The sequence below is a fragment of the Virgibacillus sp. GM2-2 genome (assembly GCF_055329585.1).
Genome location: NZ_JBUZWC010000021.1, coordinates 1 through 25,515 on the forward strand (window position 1 = coordinate 1; position 25,515 = coordinate 25,515).

The 25,515-nt window shown below is 35.7% G+C and carries 25 protein-coding genes; 3 read left to right on the plus strand and 22 right to left on the minus strand.

The genetic code is table 11. The features are described from left to right. Nucleotides 1–123: 123 nt before the first annotated feature. The 9 genes from ACY9Z2_RS17415 to ACY9Z2_RS17455 all read right to left on the minus strand — a co-directional run bounded on the left by ACY9Z2_RS17415 (nt 124) and on the right by ACY9Z2_RS17455 (nt 7,957). Nucleotides 124–1,557 (minus strand): tyrosine-type recombinase/integrase, encoded by a 1,434-nt coding sequence (locus tag ACY9Z2_RS17415; RefSeq protein WP_463610942.1) that lies wholly within the window; start codon nt 1,555–1,557, stop codon nt 124–126. Continuing rightward, nucleotides 1,550–2,662, minus strand: a complete 1,113-nt coding sequence (locus ACY9Z2_RS17420; protein ID WP_463610943.1) for a tyrosine-type recombinase/integrase — start codon at nt 2,660–2,662, stop codon at nt 1,550–1,552. The genes ACY9Z2_RS17415 and ACY9Z2_RS17420 overlap by 8 nt, the downstream gene beginning before the upstream one ends. A 277-nt stretch (nt 2,663–2,939) precedes the next feature. Beyond that, complete coding sequence (gene rpsR, locus ACY9Z2_RS17425; protein WP_463610944.1) at nt 2,940–3,170, minus strand: 30S ribosomal protein S18; 231 nt, start codon at nt 3,168–3,170, stop codon at nt 2,940–2,942. Nucleotides 3,171–3,508: 338 nt separating this feature from the next. After that, complete coding sequence (gene ssb, locus ACY9Z2_RS17430; RefSeq protein ID WP_463610945.1) at nt 3,509–3,976, minus strand: single-stranded DNA-binding protein; 468 nt, start codon at nt 3,974–3,976, stop codon at nt 3,509–3,511. 15 nt (nt 3,977–3,991) lie between these two features. Continuing rightward, nucleotides 3,992–4,282, minus strand: a complete 291-nt coding sequence (rpsF, locus tag ACY9Z2_RS17435) for a 30S ribosomal protein S6 (protein ID WP_463610946.1) — start codon at nt 4,280–4,282, stop codon at nt 3,992–3,994. A gap of 132 nt (nt 4,283–4,414) precedes the next feature. Further along, nucleotides 4,415–5,515 (minus strand): redox-regulated ATPase YchF, encoded by a 1,101-nt coding sequence (ychF, locus tag ACY9Z2_RS17440; protein ID WP_463610947.1) that lies wholly within the window; start codon nt 5,513–5,515, stop codon nt 4,415–4,417. A 197-nt stretch (nt 5,516–5,712) separates the two neighbouring features. After that, nucleotides 5,713–5,913, minus strand: a complete 201-nt coding sequence (locus ACY9Z2_RS17445) for a DUF951 domain-containing protein (RefSeq protein WP_463610948.1) — start codon at nt 5,911–5,913, stop codon at nt 5,713–5,715. Nucleotides 5,914–5,928: 15 nt separating this feature from the next. After that, complete coding sequence (locus ACY9Z2_RS17450) at nt 5,929–6,858, minus strand: mechanosensitive ion channel family protein (RefSeq protein ID WP_463610991.1); 930 nt, start codon at nt 6,856–6,858, stop codon at nt 5,929–5,931. Between the two features lie 76 nt (nt 6,859–6,934). Beyond that, nucleotides 6,935–7,957, minus strand: coding sequence for a YkvI family membrane protein (locus tag ACY9Z2_RS17455; protein ID WP_463610949.1), 1,023 nt, complete (start codon nt 7,955–7,957; stop codon nt 6,935–6,937). Nucleotides 7,958–8,046: 89 nt separating this feature from the next. On the opposite strand from ACY9Z2_RS17455, the gene yyaC reads away from it, so the two are divergent. Beyond that, a complete protein-coding gene (gene yyaC, locus ACY9Z2_RS17460) occupies nt 8,047–8,676 on the plus strand; it encodes a spore protease YyaC (protein WP_463610950.1) in 630 nt (209 codons plus the stop codon). Nucleotides 8,677–8,808: 132 nt separating this feature from the next. Here the strand turns inward: yyaC and ACY9Z2_RS17465 are convergent, their stop codons facing one another. From ACY9Z2_RS17465 to rpmH, 13 genes are all read right to left on the minus strand, one after another. After that, nucleotides 8,809–9,513: a DUF554 domain-containing protein gene (locus ACY9Z2_RS17465; protein ID WP_463610951.1), complete on the minus strand. Its 705-nt coding sequence runs from the start codon at nt 9,511–9,513 to the stop codon at nt 8,809–8,811. A 17-nt stretch (nt 9,514–9,530) separates the two neighbouring features. After that, complete coding sequence (locus ACY9Z2_RS17470; protein WP_463610952.1) at nt 9,531–10,691, minus strand: aminotransferase class V-fold PLP-dependent enzyme; 1,161 nt, start codon at nt 10,689–10,691, stop codon at nt 9,531–9,533. A 143-nt stretch (nt 10,692–10,834) separates the two neighbouring features. Then, nucleotides 10,835–11,668 (minus strand): ParB/RepB/Spo0J family partition protein, encoded by an 834-nt coding sequence (locus ACY9Z2_RS17475; protein ID WP_463610953.1) that lies wholly within the window; start codon nt 11,666–11,668, stop codon nt 10,835–10,837. Then, nucleotides 11,649–12,422: a ParA family protein gene (locus ACY9Z2_RS17480; RefSeq protein ID WP_463610954.1), complete on the minus strand. Its 774-nt coding sequence runs from the start codon at nt 12,420–12,422 to the stop codon at nt 11,649–11,651. Before ACY9Z2_RS17480 ends, ACY9Z2_RS17475 begins: the two co-directional genes overlap by 20 nt. Before the next feature lie 225 nt (nt 12,423–12,647). Next, nucleotides 12,648–13,505, minus strand: a complete 858-nt coding sequence (noc, locus tag ACY9Z2_RS17485) for a nucleoid occlusion protein (protein ID WP_463610955.1) — start codon at nt 13,503–13,505, stop codon at nt 12,648–12,650. 268 nt (nt 13,506–13,773) lie between these two features. Continuing rightward, entirely contained in the window at nt 13,774–14,490 is a 717-nt protein-coding gene (rsmG, locus tag ACY9Z2_RS17490) for a 16S rRNA (guanine(527)-N(7))-methyltransferase RsmG (RefSeq protein ID WP_463610956.1), read from the minus strand. A gap of 15 nt (nt 14,491–14,505) precedes the next feature. Continuing rightward, entirely contained in the window at nt 14,506–16,392 is a 1,887-nt protein-coding gene (gene mnmG, locus ACY9Z2_RS17495; protein ID WP_463610957.1) for a tRNA uridine-5-carboxymethylaminomethyl(34) synthesis enzyme MnmG, read from the minus strand. 70 nt (nt 16,393–16,462) lie between these two features. After that, a complete protein-coding gene (mnmE, locus tag ACY9Z2_RS17500; RefSeq protein ID WP_463610958.1) occupies nt 16,463–17,839 on the minus strand; it encodes a tRNA uridine-5-carboxymethylaminomethyl(34) synthesis GTPase MnmE in 1,377 nt (458 codons plus the stop codon). A 240-nt stretch (nt 17,840–18,079) separates the two neighbouring features. After that, nucleotides 18,080–19,057, minus strand: a complete 978-nt coding sequence (locus ACY9Z2_RS17505) for a M20/M25/M40 family metallo-hydrolase (RefSeq protein WP_463610959.1) — start codon at nt 19,055–19,057, stop codon at nt 18,080–18,082. A gap of 404 nt (nt 19,058–19,461) precedes the next feature. After that, complete coding sequence (gene jag, locus ACY9Z2_RS17510) at nt 19,462–20,076, minus strand: RNA-binding cell elongation regulator Jag/EloR (protein WP_463610960.1); 615 nt, start codon at nt 20,074–20,076, stop codon at nt 19,462–19,464. Then, on the minus strand, nt 20,073–20,843 hold the full coding sequence (gene spoIIIJ / locus ACY9Z2_RS17515; protein WP_463610961.1) for a YidC family membrane integrase SpoIIIJ: 771 nt from the start codon (nt 20,841–20,843) through the stop codon (nt 20,073–20,075). Before spoIIIJ ends, jag begins: the two co-directional genes overlap by 4 nt. A 75-nt stretch (nt 20,844–20,918) precedes the next feature. After that, nucleotides 20,919–21,257 (minus strand): ribonuclease P protein component, encoded by a 339-nt coding sequence (gene rnpA, locus ACY9Z2_RS17520; RefSeq protein WP_463610962.1) that lies wholly within the window; start codon nt 21,255–21,257, stop codon nt 20,919–20,921. Between the two features lie 166 nt (nt 21,258–21,423). Further along, on the minus strand, nt 21,424–21,558 hold the full coding sequence (gene rpmH, locus ACY9Z2_RS17525; protein ID WP_463610963.1) for a 50S ribosomal protein L34: 135 nt from the start codon (nt 21,556–21,558) through the stop codon (nt 21,424–21,426). 730 nt (nt 21,559–22,288) lie between these two features. Here rpmH and dnaA point away from each other — a divergent pair. Continuing rightward, nucleotides 22,289–23,641 (plus strand): chromosomal replication initiator protein DnaA, encoded by a 1,353-nt coding sequence (gene dnaA, locus ACY9Z2_RS17530; protein WP_463610964.1) that lies wholly within the window; start codon nt 22,289–22,291, stop codon nt 23,639–23,641. A gap of 186 nt (nt 23,642–23,827) precedes the next feature. Beyond that, nucleotides 23,828–24,964, plus strand: coding sequence for a DNA polymerase III subunit beta (gene dnaN, locus ACY9Z2_RS17535; RefSeq protein WP_463610965.1), 1,137 nt, complete (start codon nt 23,828–23,830; stop codon nt 24,962–24,964). Nucleotides 24,965–25,515: the final 551 nt, after the last annotated feature.

Sequence of the window (25,515 nt, forward strand, 5' to 3'; positions counted from 1 at the left end):
AGAAAGTGTTCCAAATTAATCAGCAAAAACTGTGTCTTTCTACTTGACGGTCACAAACGCCACTCTATATCAGATTTTGAAGGGTTGTAATCAACAATTGGCATGTCTTTATTTATTGTCATTTTATGCTCCCCCTTCTTGAAAGGCTGATAAACGGTCTATTATGTCTTCTAAGGCCTTTTCAGTCTCAAATAGATGGTATTCACTACCCATTAAATCTTCTGCTAAGTAACGTTCCTTATCCGCTCTTATACGTTCTAGGTGACTCTTATGTATATCAAAAAACTCAGGTGTTGTAATAAACTTGGGGCAAAACAAGCAAGCATTAGGTTTTCTGCAATCAATAACTTTGGCCCCAATTGGCTTAGCACAAACACCATCTGGAAGCTGTGCCATTAAGCGTTTTTCAGAATCAAGTTTGTTTCCATCTTTATCAGCAATGTCTTCAGTGCTTTTTTCAATAACACCTATAAATCCAAGTTTCTTGTAGTCTTTGGTTAATCTGTCATCTCGGACTTTGGCATACAACCGTGTTGAATGCATCGATTCATGCCCTAAATACTCTTTTACTTCAAAAGGTCTCATCCCATTGTTTAATAGGTCTGTTCCGATTTGATGACGAAAATTATGATATGTCAGTACAGCTAAATTACCGTTAGAATCATTTATGTGGAACCTCTTGAGAAATTTATTTTTCAACCAGCCTCTAGCTGTTCTTTGTTCAATAAACTTATATCTTTTATTAAATGGCTGATAATACATAAAAATCTTTTCAGTATTCATTTCAGAACGAAGTTCTTGAGTTGACTTGCAAAGATAATCAACTGCTACAGCTACATCCCTGTTCACTGGTATAAACCTTTCGGTTTCATTTTTCGGACTAACAATCTCCATCAAATGCTTATTCATGAAGTCCCTGTTCATGCAATCTGCTTTCAGATTTAGAGCTTCTGCAAGTCGCACTCCAGTGTGTCTAATTACAGTAATTAAAGCCCAAAGTACAACTTCGTTTAAGTCTTCTAGAACGGGCTTAATTGTTGGTTTCCAGTGACGAAGTGAGGAATCAATAGAATTCATTACATCATCATCAATAAGCATACTTTTTAGTGTATCTTCTGTCTGAAGAGTGCGTTGCTCCGTACCATCAAAAATTTCAGAGAGAGGAAACCCATCCCATTCAAACAGTTGTCCATGTCTTATATGATGTTTTAAAGATGCGATTGTTAATGATCTTGTAGATGGACTATTTACGTTTGTCAATAGATAGTGAACAAAACCTTCTATTAACTCATATGAGATATCCTCAAATGTATCAAGCTCAATACCATAACTTTCTAAAAAATCCCAGAATACATCTAATGAATAGTTGTATCTGTGTAATGTAGAAAGCTTCAACCGACCGATTGTAATATTTTCTTTTGTTATCTTCTTAATTGTTTCTTTAAACCACTCGTTTGGTAAATGTCCAAACTCGAATGTAAAATCAGATAAATCATCACTTGAAGGAAGTACCCATTTATCTTTTCTTATATCAATAAGAGGGAGTACGTTATCCATTGGATACCACACCTTTCTTACTTGTTAAATATCTTTCGTAGGCCTTAATTTGAGTTTCTATCGAAGGCTTAGCGTATTTAGAAGTAGTTTCGATGCTTCCATGCCCTAAACGATCCTTTATGATATTCACATCAACGCCGATGTCTTGTAACTCAGAACCGTGAGTGTGCCTCAATGTGTGAGGAGTTAATTTTGTATACTTAAAGTCACATTTCGATTCAATGTCATCAAAAACTCCTTCAACAGTAGCTCTCCCAATTGGTTCGCCTAAATTCGCCCTAGAATGTGAAACGAAAATATAATCACCATCCTTATTTTCAGGACGATGATATAAAATATAATCATCTATCTCCTGCAGTAACTTAGCTGAAACGGGGGTTGTTCTCTCACCTGTTTTAAGTTGTCTATTAGGTGGTTCATTATTTCGTTCAATAAGATATACGTTTCCCGTTTTCTCGATTGGATCAGGATAGTCAAAATCATCAATTCTGAGATGTAAAAGCTCGGAAACCCTATAACCTGTTTCATAAAGTAATTTAAACATCAATCTATTACGGAACTTTAAAGACTCATTTTCATTCCATAGAGACTCTATTGCTTCGAAACACTTATCAACGTCATATTCATATAACCTCTTTTTATCACTTTTCTTTTTATGCTTTCTCCTAAAATAATTATGAAGATTCTTATCCCAATGCCTAGTGATATGTCTAAGGTATCCTTTTCTTTGAGTGTGCCAATATCCTTTTGCTTTAACTAATGGTGATTCTTCCACATAACCCCCAATAGCTTCAAAATGCCTATAAAACGATCCTAGAGTTGCTAGGTAACGAGATAATGTAGGAGGGGATACTCTTCCCCTTGTATTTCTGCTGTCAACAAACTCGATAAAACTTGATAGATGTTTTGGCTTTACCTCAAAAAACTGTAACTCTTCCTGTTCAAGCCACATATAGTAAACTTTTAAATCATTCAAGTAGCCTCTAACAGTGTTGGGTGACATTCCTTTGAGTTCCAATGCGTTAGTAAAGTTTAAAACTTCCGGATTAATTCTCATACTAGAATCAACTAATACTAAGGAATTAAGAGTCTTTTCAATCTTCATATGCTCCCCCATTTGACTAAAGGAATTAGATTCCCCTCTCAATTACTTATTAATTACAAATATTATAACACTTCTACAATACTCTAGGTACAGTTCATACATAAATTACTCATAATACTTAAAAATAACTCCCCTAATAAAACAGCCTAAGTCTCTTTATAGCAATAAAAATAGAGAAGCCAATTATTTATTAATTGGCTTCTCTAAGTAAAGAGAATTTTATTTTTGACTTCATCCAAAAAACCACTAAGTTCAATCCCCTAGTGGTTTTTTATTATTACTCTGTTACGAAAGGCAATAATGCCATTGTACGAGCACGTTTAACCGATTTTGTAAGTTTGCGCTGATACTTAGCAGATGTTCCAGTAACACGGCGAGGAAGAATTTTTCCACGCTCTGAGATGAAACGTCTTAGTAAATCAACATCTTTATAATCGATGTGTGTAATTCCATTTGCTGTGAAATAGCACACTTTACGACGCTTTGCGCGTCCACGACGAGCTGCCATTTAATTACCTCCTTAATATATTATATCTATAGAAACTCATATAAATTTATAGAACCCATCTCTCAATAATTTTAAGAGTCTAACCTATGATATATTCACCCACTAAATTAAAGGAGAAGAATGTTCCTTTTCCTTTAATTTATATTACACATAGTATAATATATTAAAGCTAGTGGTAGCCGTATTTAAACAAAGATTACTCAAGTGATAAATAAAGTACGAATAATCCACACTTAACTCTTAAAATATTACTTATAAATTACTCACTAATTAAATAGTTAATCCTTTTATAAATAAAGGCTTTAAGGATATTTACAGATTACTCACTATTACACTTTTCAAAATGGTAAATCGTCGTCTGATATATCGATAGGCTGTCCGTTATTTTTAAACGGATCCTCTTCGTTTTGATTCGGTCTGTTTTGGTTTTGGTTTTGGCTCTGATTCTGTTGTTGATATCCTGATGAACCTTGACCTTGTGTGGAACCTTTTGTTTCCAAAAATTGTACACTGTCTGCCACAACTTCTGTCATGAAAACCATTTTACCGTCTTGCCCTTCGAAGTTACGTGTTTGCACACGTCCATCTACTCCGACCATACTACCTTTTTTCATGTAATTAGCAAGATTTTCTGCAGGTCTACGCCATACAACACAGTTAATAAAATCAGCTTCTCGGTTCCCTTGTTGATTAGAAAAAGGTCGATTAACAGCTAACGTAAAATTGGCTACTGCCACTCCGTTTGGCGTATAACGTAAATCAGGATCCTTCGTTAATCTGCCAACTAGTACGACACGATTTAACATCAGAACCACCCCTTATTATTGATCTTCTTCTCGAATTGCCATATGGCGGATAATATCATCTGAGAATTTAGCTAAACGATCAAACTCATTGATTGCAGCTTCATCACTTGAGAAATTCACAACTACATAATATCCATCACGGTAATCATTGATTTCATATGCAAGGCGTTTTTTGCCTTTTTCATCAACTTTTTCAATCTCCGCCCCATTATCAGTTAGAATCTTGTTGAAACGCTCAATTAATGCTGTTTGAGCATCCTCTTCCATGTCTGGGCGAATGATATACATGATTTCGTATTTAGTCATTCGTTACACCTCCTTTTGGTCTTAGCGGCCTCTATTCCTAATAGAGGCAAGGAGCAATTTATAGTTAATTACTCACAATAGTGTATTATACCAAATCATTCTCTTAAAAACAAGCTTTCGAGGGATCCTTTGTTATACGTTAAAACGGAAATGGATAACGTCTCCATCTTTTACAATATACTCTTTACCTTCTAATCGAACTTTTCCTTTTTCTCTTGCTTGTGCCATTGCACCCGCTTCTACAAGGTCTTCGTATGAAACGGTTTCTGCACGAATAAAACCTCTTTCAAAATCAGTATGAATAATGCCTGCAGCTTGTGGAGCTTTAATGCCTTTTTGGAATGTCCATGCTCGCACTTCTTGTTCACCTGCAGTAAAGTATGTTGCTAAGCCAAGCAATTGGTATGCAGCTTTAATTAATTGATCTAACCCGGATTCTTTAATACCAAGCTCTTCTAAAAACATTTCTTTCTCATCTTTATCAAGCTCTGCAATTTCGGATTCGATTTTCGCACAGACAACGATTACTTCAGCATTTTCGTTAGCCGCAAACTCTCTTACACGTTGCACATACTCATTTCCCTCTGGATCAGCGACCTCATCCTCTGAAACGTTCGCAACATATAATATTGGTTTACTCGTTAACAAATGCAATTGCTTTACTACTTTCCATTGTTCTTCTGAAAAGTCTATTGCACGTGCAGGTTTATCATTTTCAAGTCCGTCTTTTAGCTTTTCTAACACTTCATATTCAGCTAATGCCGCTTTATCTTTTTGTCGTGCTAGTTTTTCCACACGTTGGAATCGCTTTGTAACGGTTTCTAAATCAGCCAAAATTAATTCTAAGTTAATAATTTCGATATCATCGATTGGATCAATGGTCCCAGAAACATGTGTAATGTTTTCATCAACAAAACACCGGACCACGTGACAAATGGCATCTACCTGGCGAATATGGGATAAAAATTGGTTTCCAAGACCTTCCCCTTTACTCGCCCCTTTAACAATGCCAGCGATATCTGTAAATTCAAATGCTGTAGGGATTGTTTTCTTTGGGGATACTAACGCTGTTAATGTATTCAAACGATCGTCCGGAACTTCTACAATACCAACGTTCGGATCAATCGTACAAAACGGATAGTTCGCCGATTCTGCTCCAGCCTGCGTAATGGCATTAAATAAAGTAGATTTACCCACGTTAGGCAGTCCGACAATTCCTGCTGTTAAAGCCATGAAACTTTCACTCCTTAAGGATACTTTCAACTATAGTCTTCCCAATTATAATACAAGGACAGAATTTGACAAGCAAAGAAAAAGCAAAAATACAAGATTTCTAGCTTGCATTTTTGCCCATTTTCCTTTGAAACGTTTATTTTCTATTATTCAAGGCTGTAAAAACCTTATTTTCAAACGGAAATAATAAATTTTCACTATTCCGTTTCACCTTTTTCAAGAACCTTTTTTAGTTTCTTTGTAAATTCCCTTCTAGGAATCAGAACACTATGATCGCAGCCTTGGCATTTAATTCGAACGTCCATCCCCATTCGGATTATTTTCCAACGATTTTCCCCACATGGATGGGGTTTTTTCATCTGTACTATATCATTCAAGCCAAATTCCTTCTCCACCATCTAAGTCCCTTCTTTCTATTCCTGTTCTCTTTCTTGGATTAGTTTTGATTCTCCCTCTACTTCTAACGTGTTCGGACCTTCATTCCTTGTATACATTACAAGGCGTGGTGAAGGTATTTCAATTCCTGCACTATATAATCGTTCTTTTACTTCACGTCGAATAATTCTAGCACCTGCCCATTGGAATGATGGTGGCGTTTCGGCAATTACTTGTATAACAAAGTGAGACAGTTCCAATGTTTGAACTCCAATAATCTCTGGAACAGTTACAATTTCTTCATATTTATCCGGTAGTTCCTTTGCCATTTCTTCAATTATTTGCTCTGCAAACTCGATATCACTTTCATAAGGTACATTGATGTCCACTACTGCCAGTCCATTGTGAATGGAGTAATTGGTTACTTGTGTTACATTTCCGTTAGGCAGAATATGCAATTCTCCTGTCCAGCTTTTAATTTTTGTGGTACGAATTCCAATTTCTTCTACAGTACCTTCAACTCCAGAGGTTCTTACATAGTCCCCAACTGAAAATTGATCTTCAAAAATGATAAAGAATCCAGAAATAATATCTCGCACAAGGTTCTGTGCACCAAAACCAATTGCTAAGCCAGCTACTCCAGCACCAGCAAGTAATGGGCCAATTTGTAGTCCAAAACCACTATCCAAAACCATAATAAGCGCAGTGAAATAAACGGTATACGTTAAAATGTTATGCAACAACTTTTTAAGTGTATTTTCACGTCGTTCTGTTATTCGAAAAGGACCACGTTGTCGGCTAATAAACACCTTGTCTATTATCTTTTTACCAACCTTAATAATAACCATTGCTAAAATGAGAATCAGGACAATTTTTAAAAATCCTTCACCGATAACCAACCAGAGTTCAGGACCTGTAATATAATCCCAAAATTTGTTGATCTCTTTATTAGCTTCATCCACATCCATGCCCTCCATTACGAAACTAGCTATTCCATCTATAAATAAATAGTACAACATTACGTTATTAATGAAAAGCATAATACTACTGCACCTTCCTCTTGTTATTCCATATTGGATAAAGTATTAATCGCATCAAAACATATAAATTCAAAATTCCATATATTGGGTATATGTAGCTAACTAATGTTGAAAAACCAAACGTCGTGAATGGTATCATTATTAGAAGAGATAAAGCTGCTATTATCCATAAAGGCATGTTCCAATAACTCTGAATGCGTGTAATCATACCTAATAGCCCTGATGCTGCAGTTGTAAAAATTGCAAACCACAAAAGGATGGACATAAATACTAATATTCCAAAAGAATAATGCTTTAATATCGCAAATAAAGGTATTTCATAAACAAGGATTTCCTCTGCTATTTGAATCAAACTATTGTTATAGATATACGAAATAATTCCTAAAATTAGGCCGCTACCAATCCCAGCAATAGCTATCTCTTTTTTCGATTGAATTTTGTTACCAATAGCACCTAGAACAGCTATTAACGGCAAGATATTTAATGCCGTAAACGGAAATGCCGCTGTCCAGTTACGTTGCTCATGCCAATGTGAAAAAAGTGCTAGCTTCTGATCAAAGGTGAAAATCAGTAATATAGAAAGTAGTCCAACCAATAGAACTGGTAATATAAATTGATTAATCGTAAGTAACCCATTTATTCCCCTAATAAACAAAAGAACTAGAATTACAGAGATAAAACCAACACCCCACCAATAAGAAAAATAAAATGCCTGTCCAGTCGCACCACTACCTGCAAGCATCACAACGGTGGTAGTAAATAGATACAAAAAGATCATAACATCATAAATTTTGGTGAGTTTTTCTCCAACAATAACTTGTAATACTGGTAAATAATCCTTCGATTGCTTCTGATAGCCTACATTCATCACTACAATACAAGATATAGAAAACAATAAGGCAAATATAGCAATAGCAAGTCCACTTTCATGCCCAAAAAATTGCCATAATTCTCGACCAGATGCATACCCTGCGCCAATTGTTGTTCCAATAATTAAAAACATCCATTTAAGCCCTGAACTCCACATTTGCTTTCCTCCAATTAAAAACAAAATCGATGTATAGTTATCTTTTTAAAGTCGTATACTATTACCAATATGTTTGTGGAGGAAAAGCTATGAATCTAAAAAAACAATTTGTTACGGAAAGTGAACAAAATAAGATGAACGTAAAGTATACAAATTCATCGATTTCATTAGTTATGAGTGAAAAAATAATTTCTTTTCTTCCGGAACAACCAAGAGAATATGTAGTTGTCTGTATCGGAACCGATCGTTCAACTGGCGATTCTCTAGGACCGTTAACCGGGAGTTTTCTCCAAGAATATAGACCGAAACATTTAAGTGTTTATGGGACTATTCATAATCCAGTACACGCCACAAACCTTGAATCTTACATAGAATTAATTCATAACCAACACCGAAATCCATATATTGTGGCAGTTGATGCTTGTTTAGGTAAATCAACATCAGTTGGGAATATCATACTCGGCGACGGCCCTTTAAAACCAGGTGCTGCCTTAAAAAAGTCACTACCACAAATTGGGGATATTCATCTTACGGGGGTTGTTAACATAAGTGGTTTTATGGAGTTTTCTATTCTACAAAACACTCGTTTATCTCTTGTAGTTGATATGGCTAAACAACTAGCAAATCTATTAATAAAAGTAGATAATCGTTTACAACACAGCATAACCTCTCCATCAGTAGTTATGCCTACTAGCGAACAAGAGAATATTGAAATCTAAAAAACTTCTACTAGAATGTTTTTAGTAGAAGTTTTATTTTTAATTTATTTTTAATTGTTCTCTTAGCTGATAACACTGCGACACTATTGAAACTTTGTCGCAGTTACTAGTTTTTGTCGCAATAAACTTTTTCTAAAACAATTGATACACATAATAGATACCGATAACTGTTATTAGCGATGGTAACAAATTACCGATTCGGATTTTGGTGATTTTTAATAGATTCAAACCAATTGCTACAATTAATAGTCCACCTACAGCAGTTAATTCGACAATAAATCCATTCAAAAAGCTTTCTGGCATCCACTTTGTAATCTGTGTTGCTAACAACGCTATGGAACCTTGATAAATAACCACTGGAACTACTGAAAACACTACACCAAACCCTAATGTTGTCGTAAGTACTAACGCAACAAACCCATCGATAATCCCTTTCGTAATCAAAATTTCATGGTCTCCTCGGATGCCGCTGTCCAGTGCACCGATTACCGACATAGCTCCAATTACAAATATTAATGAAGCTGTTACAAACCCTTGAGCAACACTGAAGTTTTCATTCTTCGTAGTAAACTTACTGCCAATCCATGCACCTAACCGATTTAATCCTTCCTCCACATGTATAAGTTCACCAATAATAGCCCCTGTGAGTAGACTTAGTAATACTACAACAATTACTTCTGTAGTAAAGGCCATTTGTAATCCGATTAAAACAACCGCTAACCCTATTCCATGCATGACGGTTTCTTTATAACGCTCAGGAATTTTTGTAAAAAAAAGACCCAACAGACTTCCTACAATAATACAAATTCCGTTGACCAAAGTTCCATATAAAACCATTGCCCCATCCCCATTATTTAAATTTCGTTATACGCTGCTACTATTTCCGTTATTGCAGTAAGAAATTCCTTTACCTCTTCTTCCGTATTATAAATACCTAAACTAGCTCGTACAATCCCTTGATCTGTTGTTTTTAACGTTTCATGTGTTAACGGACTACAATGTAAACCAGCTCGGACTGCAATTTTATAGTGCGAATCAAGGACCGCACCTATTTCTTGTGAGGATACGTTATCTATATTAAACGCTACAATTGGCACGCGAAAAGAATCAGATGGTGGTCCGTAACATGTAACTCCCTTTATCTTTCTTAATCCATTAAATAGCTTGTTTGCTAACATTGTTTCACGTGGAACAATTTCCTTCTTTCGTTTCTCATACTCTAATAACGCTGCATGAAGTCCAGCTATTCCAGGTGTATTGAGCGTACCGCTTTCTAGATACTCTGGCCATTGTTCGGGTTGGTGAGCGGAATATGAATACGCACCTGTACCACCATGGTGAATTGGAGATAGCAGTACTTTACCTTCAACCATTAACACGCCAGTTCCCTGAGGTGCCATTAATCCCTTATGACCGGGGAAAACAAGCATATCAACACCTTGTTTTTTCATATCTATTGATATATGGCCTGCAGTTTGGGAAGCATCAATAAGTGTATAAATTTTTCTTTCCTTCGCTTTTTCTATTACTCCATCTATCGGAAAGATACGACCTGTAACATTTGATGCATGTGTTATAGCTATCAATCGTGTGTTTGAGGTTATAGCTTGCTCAACAGCATCAACAAATTCATCGTCACTACTAGTATCGGGAGTTTCGACATATGTAACTGTCACCCCATATTTTTCTTTTATAAATTCCAAAGGTCTTCTTATTGAATTATGTTCAAAGGAACTTGTTATAATATTGTCATTTTCATTCCAAGATATCCCTTTGATTGCTTGATTTAAAGCAATGGTCGCATTCTGATAAAACAACACTTGTTTAGGGTTGCTACACCCGAATAATTCAGCCGCTTTAATACGAGTCTGTTGAATAATTTCAGAAGCTTCTCTAGCTAGCGCGTGCGAACCCCTTCCAGGATTAGCACCGACAGATTTAACAGCATGAACCATTGCATCTACTACACTTGGTGGTTTTGGAAAAGAAGAAGCAGCTTGATCAAAATATATCACTTATATCAACCTTCCCTATTACTAGTCTTGATATAAAATACTTATATTTATATAAACATCTCATTACATATAGTATCTGTAAAAAGTGAAAAGAAGACTGACTTAGCTTAGAGCTATTTCTCTGTCAGTCTCCTTACACCAATTTATGAGTTTAAAGCTTCTATAATCCTATCTAAATCATCATTCGAGAAAAATTCAATTTCAATTTTCCCTTTTCGTTTGCCTCGCTGAATCGAAACGGAAGTACCTAGTCTGTCTCGTAATATCGATTCTCTTTCCTGCAGAAAAATATCTAGCTTTGGCTTCGTTTTCTTTTTTGTAGGCTTTTTGTTCATCTCAATAATCATTTGCTCAACTTGACGAACATTAAGCTTTTCCTTCAAGATCCGTTTCACAAAAGGAAGTAACTTATTTTTATCCTTGATACCTAATAATGCTCGACCATGCCCCATCGATAGTTCACCATTATTAATATAAGCTATAACCTGATCTGGTAACGTAAGTAAACGTACTAGGTTTGCAATATGTGATCTGCTTTTCCCTAGCCTTTTTGAAAGTTCATCCTGTGTTATTTTCAATTCCTTAATTAAATTTGCATACGCTTGTGCTTCTTCAATAGGTGTAAGGTCTTCACGCTGCAAGTTTTCTAGCAGGGCAATTTCCATCATTTTTTCATCAGTTAAATCTTTTACAACAACAGGAATCGTGTCTAAACCGGCTTCCTTCGCCGCACGAAAACGACGTTCACCAACAACTATTTCATAGCCTTTAATACTCTTTCGGGCAATTAATGGTTGAATAATACCATATTCTAAAATCGACTCCTTTAATTCCTCAATAGCATCGGCATGAAAAGTTTTTCTTGGCTGGTATGGATTTGGTCGACATTCTTTAATGGATATTTCTTGAACAATTTCTTCCTTTTCATCCATCTCTGGAAAAAGTGCATTTATGCCTTTACCTAACCCTTTCACCACTAGCCATCACTTCCTTCGCTAATTCTAAATACACTTCTGCACCTCTAGATTTCGGATCATACGTAATAATTGGTTGACCATGACTCGGTGCTTCACCAAGTCGGACATTTCTTGGGATTACTGAGTTATAGACTTTATCTTGGAAGTATTTTTTCACTTCTTCGATAACCTGAATACCTAAGTTGGTCCGGGCATCGAGCATAGTCAGTAATACCCCTTCAATCATTAAATGTTTATTTAAATGTTTTTGAACTAACCGAATAGTGTTTAGTAACTGACTGAGTCCTTCAAGAGCGTAATACTCACACTGTACAGGGATTAATACCGTATCTGAGGAGGTTAATGCATTAATTGTTAGAAGACCTAGTGAAGGAGGACAATCAATGATAATGTAATCGTAGTTGTCTTTCACCACTTCTAACGACTTTTTCAAACGAATTTCCCGTGAGATAGTTGGTACTAATTCGATTTCTGCCCCTGCTAACTGAATAGTAGCTGGAATGATATCGAGATTCGGTACGTTCGAATGTGTAATAACATCTACAGCAGGCACATCTTCAACTAAAATATTATAAATACAGTGATTTACATCTGCTTTATTTACTCCTACCCCACTAGTAGCATTGCCTTGTGGGTCAATGTCTACAAGCAATACTTTCTTATTTAAATGTGCTAGACACGCACTAAGATTGACGGCTGAAGTAGTTTTTCCTACGCCACCCTTTTGATTTGCCATGGCGATTATTTTACCCATGCTGTCACCTACCTATCATTCTATACTTACAATTCTATCACTTTTTTTCAATAAAAGATGAAAAAGTTGTATATTGTTATAAAAACGTAAATTACAAGGATTTTTGCTATTGTTTTACCGTTTTCGAAAGATACAAGAACATAAAACCACATTTTTCGACATTACTGTTCAAAAAAACCCATCTATCAGTCAAAAGATGGGCAAGTATATGAAAGTATAAATCTATTATTTCTTTTTTGGTATCTTTATTGTAAATTGATAATAGTCGTCTAAATCCTCTTCCGCTGTTTCCACATCTAAACCTGTATCAGTAACCATTGTTAGTGACTGTCTAATTGTATTAACAGCTATACGCATATCTTTGTTAATACCCTTCAATTTAGGCTTTTTCTTCTTTGTTTCTTCATTATTCTTTTCCATTCGATCTATACGTTCTTCCGTTTGCTTTACATTAAGATCTTTTTCAATTATTTCATGTAAAAGTTTTGCCTGTTTTTCTTGATCCTTCACCTTTATTAACGCTCTTGCATGACGTTCAGTTATCGATTTGTTTAAGAGCGCCTGTTGAACCGTATCATCTAGTTTTAGAAGCCTTAGCTTATTAGCAATTGTTGATTGGTTTTTACCTAATCGTTGTGCTAGTGCTTCTTGTGTGATTGAATGCAATTCCAAGAGCCTAGCATATGCTCTTGCTTCTTCAATAACGGTTAATTCTTCACGCTGTAAGTTTTCAATAAGTGCGACCGATGCAGTTTCCGTATCGGTCATTTGCTGTATAATGACGGGTGCAGTTTCCCAACCTAATGATTGGATCGCTCGCCATCTTCGTTCACCGGCAATTAATTCATACTCTTCATCATCTAATTTCCGAACAACAATCGGCTGAATCATGCCATGCGTTTTAATAGTTTGTGCTAGTTCAGCTATTTTTTCTTCACTGAAAATAGATCTTGGTTGAAAACGATTAGGTATAATTTTTGTAACATCAAGTTGAACCACTTCATTTGCATGATAGGTCTCTTCTTGTGAATCAGACTCCGATTTATCTCCTAACCCGAATATTCGGTTGAAGGGTCGTACCATGACCAGACACCACCTTTATTTCTAAAAACTTATATGTATTTCACCTAACAATTATTAGTGCTTTGATTATAGTTTATATATAAAATGTTTCACGTGAAACATTTTATAATTTTGCTAGATTTCATATGTTTTAATACACTTATTAAGTTGTTTAACCAATAAGAAAAACGCCGCAGTAATAAACCGCTGCGTATAAGTATCTGTCTTTATTTTACCATAATTGAATCTAAAAAGTACCTATTAGAATAAATATATTTTATCTTCGCTACTATATTATAGGGTTTTTATTTGGAACACCAGCTTTTCTTGGATATTTATTTGGTGTTTTTCGTTTTTTATCAATCATAATAATAGAGCGTTCACTATCTTCTTCAGGTAACGTAAATGTATGAACAGCTTGTATATTACCACCCAAAACTTCAATAGCAGCTTCAGCATCTTTTAGCTCTTCTTCCGTTTGAGCTGCTTTCATGGCAATAAACTTGCCATTTTTCTTTGTTAAAGGTAAGCAAAGTTCACTTAACACGCTCATGCGTGCAACTGCACGGGCTGTCACGAGGTCAAACGATTCTCGAAATTTACTGTTCTTCCCGAAATTCTCTGCTCGATCATGGTAAAATGCTACATTTTTAATGTCTAAATTTGTCGCTAATTGATTTAAAAAGACAATTCGTTTTTGTAACGAGTCTACTATTGTTACATTTATATGGGGAAAACATATTTTGAGGGGGATGCTAGGAAACCCAGCACCAGCACCCACATCACAAATATGCAATTCTTTTGTAAAATCAACATGGAAAGCAGCAGTAATAGAGTCATAAAAATGTTTTAAATAGACTTCGTTTTTATCTGTAATTGCCGTTAGGTTCATTTTTTCATTCCACTCAACTAATGTGCGAAAATAAATATCAAACTGCTCTTTTTGTCTATCATCTAATGCGATTCCTTTTCGCTCAAGTTCGTCTACAAATATATCTGGGTTCATAATTTGTCTCCTAACTTAATTCGCTATTCGTGCAACTTTTCCTTGCTCGATGTATACCAATAAAATGGATACGTCAGCTGGATTAACACCAGATATTCTTGATGCTTGCCCTACAGAAAGTGGACGAATCGTTTTCAGCTTTTCACGTGCTTCCGTTGCTATCCCATTTATTGCATCGTAATCAATGTTATAAGGAATTTTTTTGTCTTCCATTTTTAACATCCGGTTTACTTGTTCAATTGCTTTCTTAATATACCCCTCATATTGGACCTGTATTTCCACTTGTTCTTTCACTTCGTTAGGAAGTTCTTTTTCAAAAGGAACCATTTGTTCAATTAATTGATAATTAACTTCTGGCCGCTTCAGTAATTCTAATGCTTTCAAAGGCTGCTTTAATGGTGTTGCATTCACTGTTTCTAAAAGTTGCTGTATCTTATCTTCTGGTTTAATTGTAATTTTTGCTAGACGATTTTTTTCTTCCTCTATTAACGCCTTTTTCTCAAGAAATTTATTGTAACGTTCTTCCGTTATCAATCCAAGCTTGTATCCTACCTCTGTTAAACGAAGATCTGCATTGTCATGGCGTAACAATAAACGATATTCTGCGCGAGAGGTCAATAAACGATATGGTTCATTCGTACCTTTCGTCACTAAGTCGTCGATCAATACACCGATATACGCTTGTGAACGATCAAGAATTAATGATTCACGGCCTAAAACTTTAGCAGCTGCATTTATACCAGCCATAATCCCTTGTGCAGCAGCTTCTTCATATCCGGAAGTTCCATTAATTTGACCAGCAGTATAAAGACCTTGAATTTTCTTCGTTTCAAGTGTTGGCCATAGCTGTGTTGGAATTACTGCATCATACTCAATTGCATAACCTGCACGCATGATTTCTGCATTTTCCAAACCTGGAACAGTTTTAAGCATTTCATGTTGAATATATTCTGGTAATGATGTTGATAATCCTTGCACATATACCTCTTCAGTTTGACGTCCTTCAGGCTCTAAAAATACCTGGTGACGCGGTTTGTCATTGAAGCGCACAATTTTATCTTCAATTGATGGGCAATAACGTGGACCTGTTCCACGTTTCATACCAGAATACATTGCCGATAACGTTAAATTATCATTGATAATTTCATGGGTAAATTCATTGGTGTACGTTAGCCAACAAGGAATTTGATCGGTTATATACTCAGTAGTTTCATACGAAAAAGCTTGTGGTTTATCATCACCAGGTTGTATTTCTGTTTTTGAATAGTCAATTGTATGACTGTTCACTCGTGGTGGTGTACCTGTTTTAAACCTTGTTAACTCAAACCCGAGTTCTTCCAGGTGCTCTGAAAGTTTTACAGAAACACGTTGATTATTTGGTCCACTTTCATACTCCAAATCACCCATCAGAACTTTTCCTCGCATAAAAGTACCAGTAGTAATAATAACCGTTTCAGCATGATAAGCAGCTTTCGTTTCGGTTATTACACCTTTACAAACGCCATCTTCAACGATTAGTTTTTCAACCATTCCCTGTCTTAACGTTAAATTCTCTTCGTTTTCGATTATATTTTTCATTTCACGAATGTATAAAGGTTTATCTGCCTGTGCACGTAAAGCCTGAACTGCAGGACCTTTCCCTGTATTTAACATCCTCATTTGAATGTGTGTTTTATCAATTACTTTTGCCATCACGCCACCGAGTGCATCTATTTCACGTACTACAATTCCTTTTGCTGGTCCACCAAGTGATGGATTACATGGCATAAAGGCAACCATATCTAAGTTTAGTGTTAGCATGAGGGTTTTCGCACCCATACGGGCAGCGGCAATCCCAGCTTCAACACCTGCATGACCTGCTCCAATTACGATGACATCATAACGACCTGCATCGTATACCATAATTTTTCATCCTTTCCAATAAAAGACAAGTATATATTAACTCGTTTCTCACGATTTTATTTCAATTGTTCTACTTACCTAGGCAAAACTGAGAAAATAATTGGTCGATCAGACTATCACTTGCTGTATCTCCAATTATCTCCCCCAGCAATTCCCATGTTCGTGTTACATCGATTTGAATAATATCAAGTGGCATCGCCATTTCTAGACTGCCAATTGCATCTTCTAATGCTTGCTTAGATTGCTTTAGAAGTTGAATATGACGAACATTCGATACATACGTTAGATCCCCACTATCAATCTCTCCAGTAAAAAATGTTTGCGCAATCGCCTTTTCTAATTCGTCTACACCTTCTTCTTCTATTAAAGATGTTGTAACGATTGGTTTACCTTCTGCTATCGCCTTAACATTTTCTAAGTCTAGCTTCGTTGGAAGATCCGTCTTATTTATAATAACGATATATTCTAATCCTTTTACGGCTTCAAACAGTTTCTTATCTTCTTCTGTTAGTTCCTCATTATTATTTAACACAAATAATATGAGGTCTGATTCTTTTAATACTTTTCTTGATCGTTCGACACCAATTTTTTCGACAATATCTTCTGTTTCTCTAATTCCTGCAGTATCGACAAGTCTAAGTGGAACCCCGCGAACATTGACATATTCCTCAATAATATCACGAGTGGTACCGGGAATTTCGGTAACAATCGCCTTATTTTCCTGTACCAATGTATTCATTAACGATGACTTCCCAACGTTCGGACGTCCAACAATCGCTGTTGCCAACCCTTCACGTAAAATCTTACCCTGCTTAGCAACTTCTAATAGCTTCTCTATTTCATCATGAACTTCCTTGGTTTTGACTCGCATCATTTCATGCGACATTTCTTCTACATCATCGTATTCTGGATAATCAATGTTAACCTCTACATGTGCTACAGTCTCGAGGAGTTCCTGTCTTAATCGTTGAATTAAACCAGACAGCCTTCCATCCATCTGTTTTAATGCAACGGTCATTGCCTTATCGGTTTTAGCGCGGATCAAGTCCATAACTGCCTCAGCTTGCGATAAATCGATTCGCCCGTGGAGAAAAGCACGCTTCGTAAATTCACCAGGCTCTGCTAAACGTGCGCCTTTACTTAACACTATTTCTAATACGCGATTGATTGATACCAAGCCACCGTGACAATTAATCTCGACTACATCTTCTCTTGTAAACGTCTTTGGTGCTCGCATCACGGTCACCATTACTTCTTCTGCTACATCATTCGTATCTGGGTCAATTATCTTACCATAGTGAATCGTATGAGAATCTACTTGATCTAAATCTTTCCCATCAAACAATTGACTCGTGATTGAAACGGCCTCTGGACCACTCAATCTGACAATTGAAATTGCACCTTCACCAATCGGTGTTGATATCGCTGTTATTGTATCTATCTCCACGTTCTCACCTTCTCATCGCATCTATTACTATCTATTATTTACACTCTTTGATATTTATCATCACTAACAACTTAGAATAGCACATATTCATGAAAAAATAAACTTATCCACAAACATTCTTTAACCATATAAAAAAGGTGTTTATCCACATGTGAATAAACACCTTTTAACGAATATTAATTTATCAACAATTTATCGCAATTTGACGTACAGTAATATCCAACTGAAAGGAGTTTCACTTTATAATTGCGGTTCTTCATAATAATAATCAACTGGAACTGGAGCTACCTCTGCCTTTTCAAGCGCAGGGGTATCTTTTCTTGCTACTTGAAAGGTTGCAGCGCCAACAATATTAGCAACATCTTTTAATTTTTCCTTACTAATATGTTCAATTGTATCCTCTTCCGTATGATACCATGGCTCAAGTGGTGTATGGATAAACAATGCAGCTGGAATTCCTAGATTATGAAATGGAACGTGGTCACTACGTCCAAGCTCACTATACGGTACCAATTCACTAACACGTGAGCCGGCTGCTGCACCGAGGTCAGTTACAAGATTCTTTTCACCGTTTGCAGTAAACATTACTAAATCCCCTGCATCTTCACTTCCAACCATGTCCATTTGGAATTGTGCTACCGTTCTTTCTACCTCTTCAGGTGTCATCGCAGCAGCATACTTACGAGAACCCCAAAGTCCATATTCTTCCGCACCAAATGCCACAAATTTAATCGTAGTATCTGTAGGTGTATTTGCATAAACCCTAGCCAACTCTAAAAGAGCTGCGGTACCTGAGGCATCATCATTAGCACCTTTCCCCCAAGGCACGGAATCATGATGTGAACCAACGATAATTGTTTGGCCAGTATCATGATTTTTCATCGGTTCTTTTACCGCTTCTACATTATAAGAAGTGATTTGTTCCCCATTCCATGTTTCAAAAGTAAACTCATATACGTTAACATTTTCATAACCAAAGCTTTTGAATTGATTTTCTAGATATTCAACTGTTTTCCTTTCACCTTCTGTACCAGCGCCACGTGAGCCGATTACTTCCGATAAATAATATACATGCCGATAAATATTATCTGCATTAATCCGTTTGACTACCTTGTTATCAAAAGCTTGACTTGCTTGTCCCGCTGGAGCAGCAAATACTGGTGTTGCTGCAAGCATAAAGATCATCAAATAAAGACTAGTAATTTTTACATGTTTCATATATACACTTCCTTCCCTGTTTCGTACAACTATTCTAGGAAAGTTAGTGGAATCCTTTTTTATTTCCAAAAAATGAGAAAATGGTAGTGGAAATATATGTAAGATGACGCCATTCGTACTATTTATTTATAGTTATAAAGTAAAAAAATCCTAGTTATCACTAGGTTCATTTATCTATAAACTGAGGTTGGTGTGCGACGATCTATCAATATCGTTTTTAAGTTTGATGGATCATAAAATTGGGGATTTGGATCGTATTTTTGAATTCTGGATCATAAAATAAGGATTTGGATCGTATTTTTCAAATTCGGACCGTAAATGTTGAAATGTGGATCGTAAGCAACAATCGTAACCAGAATAGCATATAAAAAAACCCTGGTTTCCCAGGGTTTTTTCACTTAATATTATGGTTTTATCACAATATGCCGATGTGGCTCTACACCATCAGAATACGTGGAAATATCTTTATTCCCCTGTAAAGCACTGTGAATAATTTTGCGTTCATAGGCTGGCATTGGTTCTAACGCTACTTTTTTATTTAAGCGTCTAGCTTTATCAGCCATTTTTAATGCTAATGATTCGAGAGTTTCTTTTCTTCGTCCACGATAACCCTCTGCGTCAACAGTTACCGTATAAAAGTTTTTACCATCTTTATTGATTACCAAATGTACCAAATATTGCAGTGCATTTAATGTTTGACCACGTTTTCCAATAAGTAATGCAATTTTTTCACCATTTAATTCGAAGGTTACGTGTTTTTCATCAACGGTAGTAGTAACCTCAACGTCAATACCCATATTTTTGGTTACTTCAAGTAGATATTTTTCCGTTTCCTGGATTTGATTTTTGGCTATTGAAACTTTTACTATCGACCTTTTCGATCCGAAAACGCCAAAAAATCCCTTTTTGCCTTCATCAATAATTGTAATATCCACCTGGTCCTTTGTTGTGTTTAACTGCTCTAATGCTGATTGGACCGCTTCTTCCACCGTTTGACCAGTAGCAGTTATTTCTCTCACTTTTTGTCTCCTCCAGTACTAGCATCTTTCATCATTGGTTTACGAATAAAAACTGTTTGAGCAACCATAAAGATGTTACCTACAACCCAGTATAGTGCAAGAGCTGCTGGGAAGAAGATTGCAAATACAGCGATCATTATTGGCATAACGTAAAGCATTACCATCATTTGTGGGTTTTGCCCAGCTGGACTACCAGCCATCATCAATTTTTGCTGTAAGAATGTTGCGGCACCAGCAACTATCGGCAAAATAAAGAATGGATCTGGTTCACCAAGTTCAAACCATAAGAAACTATGTTCTTGAATTTCAGCATTACGCATAATCGCATGATAAATTGCAATTAATATCGGCATTTGTACAAAGATTGGTAAACATCCGGCTAATGGATTTACACCATGCTTTTGAAATAATGCCATTGTTTCTTTTTGTAGCTTTTGTTGTGTATTAGCATCTTTTGAGCTATATTTTTTCTGAAGTTCTTTCAACTCTGGTTGAATATCCTGCATTGCCTTAGAACTTTTTAGTTGTTTTACGTTAAGTGGTAATAATACGAGTCGAACAATAATTGTTACGACAACAATACCCAAACCATAGTTTTCACCAAACAATTCTGCAAAGTAAGTGATTAACCATGACATTGGATAAACAAAATATTGGTCCCAGAACCCTTCACTTTCAGAGGTAATAGGCTGATCAATATTCATACATCCAGAAAGTAGTACAACGATACCTAACATGCTTACTAGCAATAAAAACTTCTTTGACACTAATTTTCCTCCTTACTTACAAGTACCTCTATGTATATACCTATCATTTTATCATTAAATCAAATAAAGATTCTATTATTTTCTTAACAATCGTTCTTTCGACAATAAATGATTTAAGCTTTTTTTAAACTGTTCATATTCCATATCTTTTGTTGGTTGTCTAGCAATAATGACAATATCACACGCTTTTAACTGATTATCCAGATCTTGAAAAGCATGGCGTAAATGTCGTTTAATTCTATTCCTAGTAACAGCATTTCCTATTTTTTTGCCAACAGAAATACCAACCCTATGATGCGCTTGTCCTTCTTTTTCCATATAGTAAATAACCAGTTGTCGGTTAGCAAAGGATTTTCCTTTTTTAAATACAAGCTGGAATTCTTTATTATCTTTTATCCGAAAAACTTTTTTCATTACGATCACCTTTACTACCTAACAGATCAACTTTTTATCTATATAATAAGCAGTGATCCCATCATTCCTCAAATTTCAACGAAGGAACAGGAAACACTGCTTCTCTTCAAACTCTAAATATTTTTCCCTCATAAGTGAGAAAAAGACCACTGACATGTTCAGCGGCCTATGCAGATAATACTTTTCTTCCTTTTTGTCGACGACGCGCTAATACTTTACGTCCGTTCTTTGTGCTCATGCGTGCACGAAATCCATGTACTTTTTTATGTTTACGGTTATTTGGTTGATACGTTCTTTTCATCTATCATACACCTCCCTGAGGAATTAAAAATTCAAACTAAACATATCCAGTAGACAGTCTAAGTTATTATACGTAAAACATGTACCTTCTGTCAACTTCCATTTGAAAACAAGTTACCCACAGGGTAATGTTCATTCTTTTTTCGTCAAAATTTTTATCCACACCACCTATCGACAAGATAATCACAAAATATAGTGGTGTGGATATTTGTTGTCTACAAGGGATAGAATTTGTGGATAACTGTCGAAAAAGCCATTGCACTACAGTCTTTTTTTTGATATTATATTTGTGTTTTAACATGTGGAAAACGAAAAATATTATTAAGATATCCACATTCTGTTAATAACCTGTGGATACTTGTTCACACCTCTGTTTATCTACTTATCAACAACTATGTGGAAAGCGTATATAAACTTATCTAGTTACTTATGCTATGCTATTTATTATCCACACCGTTAATTTTATAAATTTATTTCTACTTACTTATCAATTATTCTATGTAGTAAGCTAGTTTTTTATGTTTTATTCTTGATATAAAACTTGGTTTATCGCCAATATCGAATGGCAAAAGCCTTGTTGCACTTATACTGATATCCACTAATAACCATAAAAGGTATACTTTACTATCAGTCAAAAAACGCCTTTCCGTCTTTCAACTTTGATTAAACGTATTGAAAGATTGAGAGAGGCTTTTTCTATCATATATTCCTTGAAAGGAGTGACCAAATCCTTGGAAAACATTGAAGAACTATGGACAGCCACACTTGAAAAAGTAGAAGAAAAAGTTAGTAAACCAAGCTTTGATACTTGGTTAAAAAATACAAAAGCAGAGAAGCTTCAGGATGATACGTTAATCGTTTCTGCTCCAAATGAATTTGCACGCGATTGGTTAGAAGGTAGATATACATCACTAATTTCGGAGTTATTATTTGAAATTACTGGTGCAGAACTAAAAACAAAGTTCATCATTCCTGAAACAAATTTAGAGACAGATGATTTAGATACACCACCAAAATCTATCCCAGCTGTACCAAACAACCAGGATCCTGATGCTCCAAAAACAATGCTAAATTCCAATTATACATTTGATACATTTGTTATTGGATCAGGGAATCGATTTGCTCACGCTGCTTCACTGGCAGTAGCTGAGGCACCTGCTAAAGCGTACAACCCACTCTTTATTTATGGTGGTGTTGGACTTGGCAAAACACACCTTATGCACGCTATTGGTCACTACGTTCAGGACCATAACCCAGATGCTCGAGTGGTTTATTTGTCATCGGAAAAATTCACCAATGAATTTATCAACGCTATTATGGATAACAAAACAATCAATTTCCGCAATAAATACCGTAATGTCGATGTGTTATTAATCGACGACATTCAATTTATTGCTGGGAAAGAATCAACACAAGAGGAATTTTTCCATACGTTTAATACGTTGCATGAAGAAAACAAACAAATCATTATTTCCAGTGACAGACCACCAAAAGAAATTCCTACATTAGAGGATCGTTTACGTTCACGGTTTGAATGGGGATTGATTACAGACATTACACCACCGGATTTAGAAACGCGTAGTGCAATTCTAAGCAAAAAGGCAAAGGCTGAAGGACTCGATATTCCAAATGAAGTTATGATGTACATAGCTAATCAAATTGATACGAACGTCCGAGAGCTAGAAGGTGCATTAATTCGCGTAGTTGCTTATTCTTCCTTAGTAAATCAGGATATAGATGCGTCACTTGCTGCCGATGCACTTAAGGATATTATTCCAACAAATAAGCCAAAGGTAGTAACGATCCAAAAAATCCAGCAAGTAGTAGGAGAAAAATATAACGTGAAACAAGAGGACTTTATTGCAAAGAAGCGTACAAAGTCTATCGCATTTCCAAGACAAATTGCCATGTATCTATCAAGGGAAATGACTGACTTTTCATTACCTAAGATTGGTGAAGAATTTGGTGGACGAGATCATACCACTGTTATTCATGCGCACGAAAAAATTGCACGAATGCTCGAAGATAATACAAGCTTTAATCAAGATATAGAAGAAATTAAGGAGCAATTAAAAAGCTTATAAGTTATTAACATGTGAATAATGTGCATGAAGGAACAAACTTACCAACAATCTATCCACAAGGGATAAATCTTTATGAAAAAGCCAAAAAGTAAGTTATCCACATAATCACAGTGCCTATTACTATTATTACTATTTTTTTATAATAAAAATATATATAAAAGAACTTCCATTAGGAGGATTTAGTTCATGAAATTTAGTATTCAGCGAGATAAATTAATTACAAGTGTCCAGGATGTTATGAAAGCAATATCATCACGTACTGCTATTCCCATTTTGACTGGAATGAAAATTGAAGCAAAAAAGAGTGGAATTACGTTAACCGGTAGTGACTCTGATATATCCATTCAATCATTTATTCCTGTAGAAGAAGATGGAATTGTACATGTAGAAGATATTGAAGAAGGAAGTATTGTTTTACAGGCACGTTATTTCCCTGATATTGTTCGTAAGCTTCCAGAAAAGTCAGTTGAAATTACTGCTGATGAAAACTTAAAAGTAACGATAAAATCAGGAAAAGCAGAATTCAATTTGAATGGTCAAGATGCAGAAGAATATCCACAGCTGCCAATGCTGCAAACGGATGAAAGCTTTGAATTACCAACTGATTTATTAAAAAGCTTAATTAAACAAACGGTATTTGCTGTTTCTACAATGGAAACACGCCCGATTCTAACTGGTGTAAAAATTAATTTTGATAATGAAACGTTAAATTTTACAGCTACAGACAGCCATCGTTTAGCATCACGTGAAATTCCAGTTCAACAAGCACAGTTGAATATACCGAGTGTTGTTGTTCCAGGAAAAAGCTTAAATGAACTATATAAAATTTTATCTGATACGGAAGATCCTGTAGAAATCAGTGTAACGAACAACCAAATATTGTTCAGAACAAAGCACGTATACTTTTTATCTAGATTGCTAGATGGTAATTATCCTGAAACATCTCGATTAATACCAGAAGAAAGTAAAACAATCATTCATGCAAAAACAAAAGAATTATTGAATACAATCGACCGTGCTTCTCTTTTAGCAAAAGAAGATCGTAATAATGTTGTTCGTCTTGCAACAAAAGAAAATCAAGTAATAGAGATTACGAGTAACTCACCAGAGGTTGGTAGAGTTGTAGAAGAAATGACCGTACAATCAATTGAAGGTGAAGAGTTAAAAATCTCTTTCAGTTCTAAATATATGCTAGATGCATTGAAAGCAATTGAAAATGACGAAGTAAAAATTGAATTTACTGGTGCAATGCGTCCGTTTATTATTCGTCCAGAGAACAACGATCCAATTTTACAGCTAATTTTGCCTGTTAGAACGTATTAACTATATTTTAATAAGTGTTTTCCAAAGATACTTTTCGTAATTAATGTATATTGCAACATAGAGTACAACGTTGATTTCCGTTACGAGCAGTCGCTTTCCGCGGACAACGCTTCAGCCTCTTCGGAAGAAAACCACTTCCTCCGGGGGTCTTCAGCGCAGGAGTCGACTGCCCTTCACTTCAATCAACAATGGAAAATGAAGATAGACATGTTATTTAATTAAGCAAAAACAGTGGAGGAAATACACGAAGACTCCTGCGGGAAAGCGAAGTGTTGAGACCCCGCAGTGAGCGTTCTTTGCTCATGAGGAGGCTCAACGCAAGCCCGCGGAAAGCGTAGTGTATTTCCGGAACGGTAGTTCCAACCAAAAATAGTAATTTCACTATAAAAACGCTTTTCATTTTTCAAAAATGAGGGCGTTTTTTGCTTTAATTTGCAGAAATGGATAGTTTTTAAAGCGTTATATAACAATTTTAGCTTACTTCCTTCCCTTAACACCAAAACTTTAGTAAAATAGATAGAAGGCACTTGTATTTGATTATTTGAGGGCAA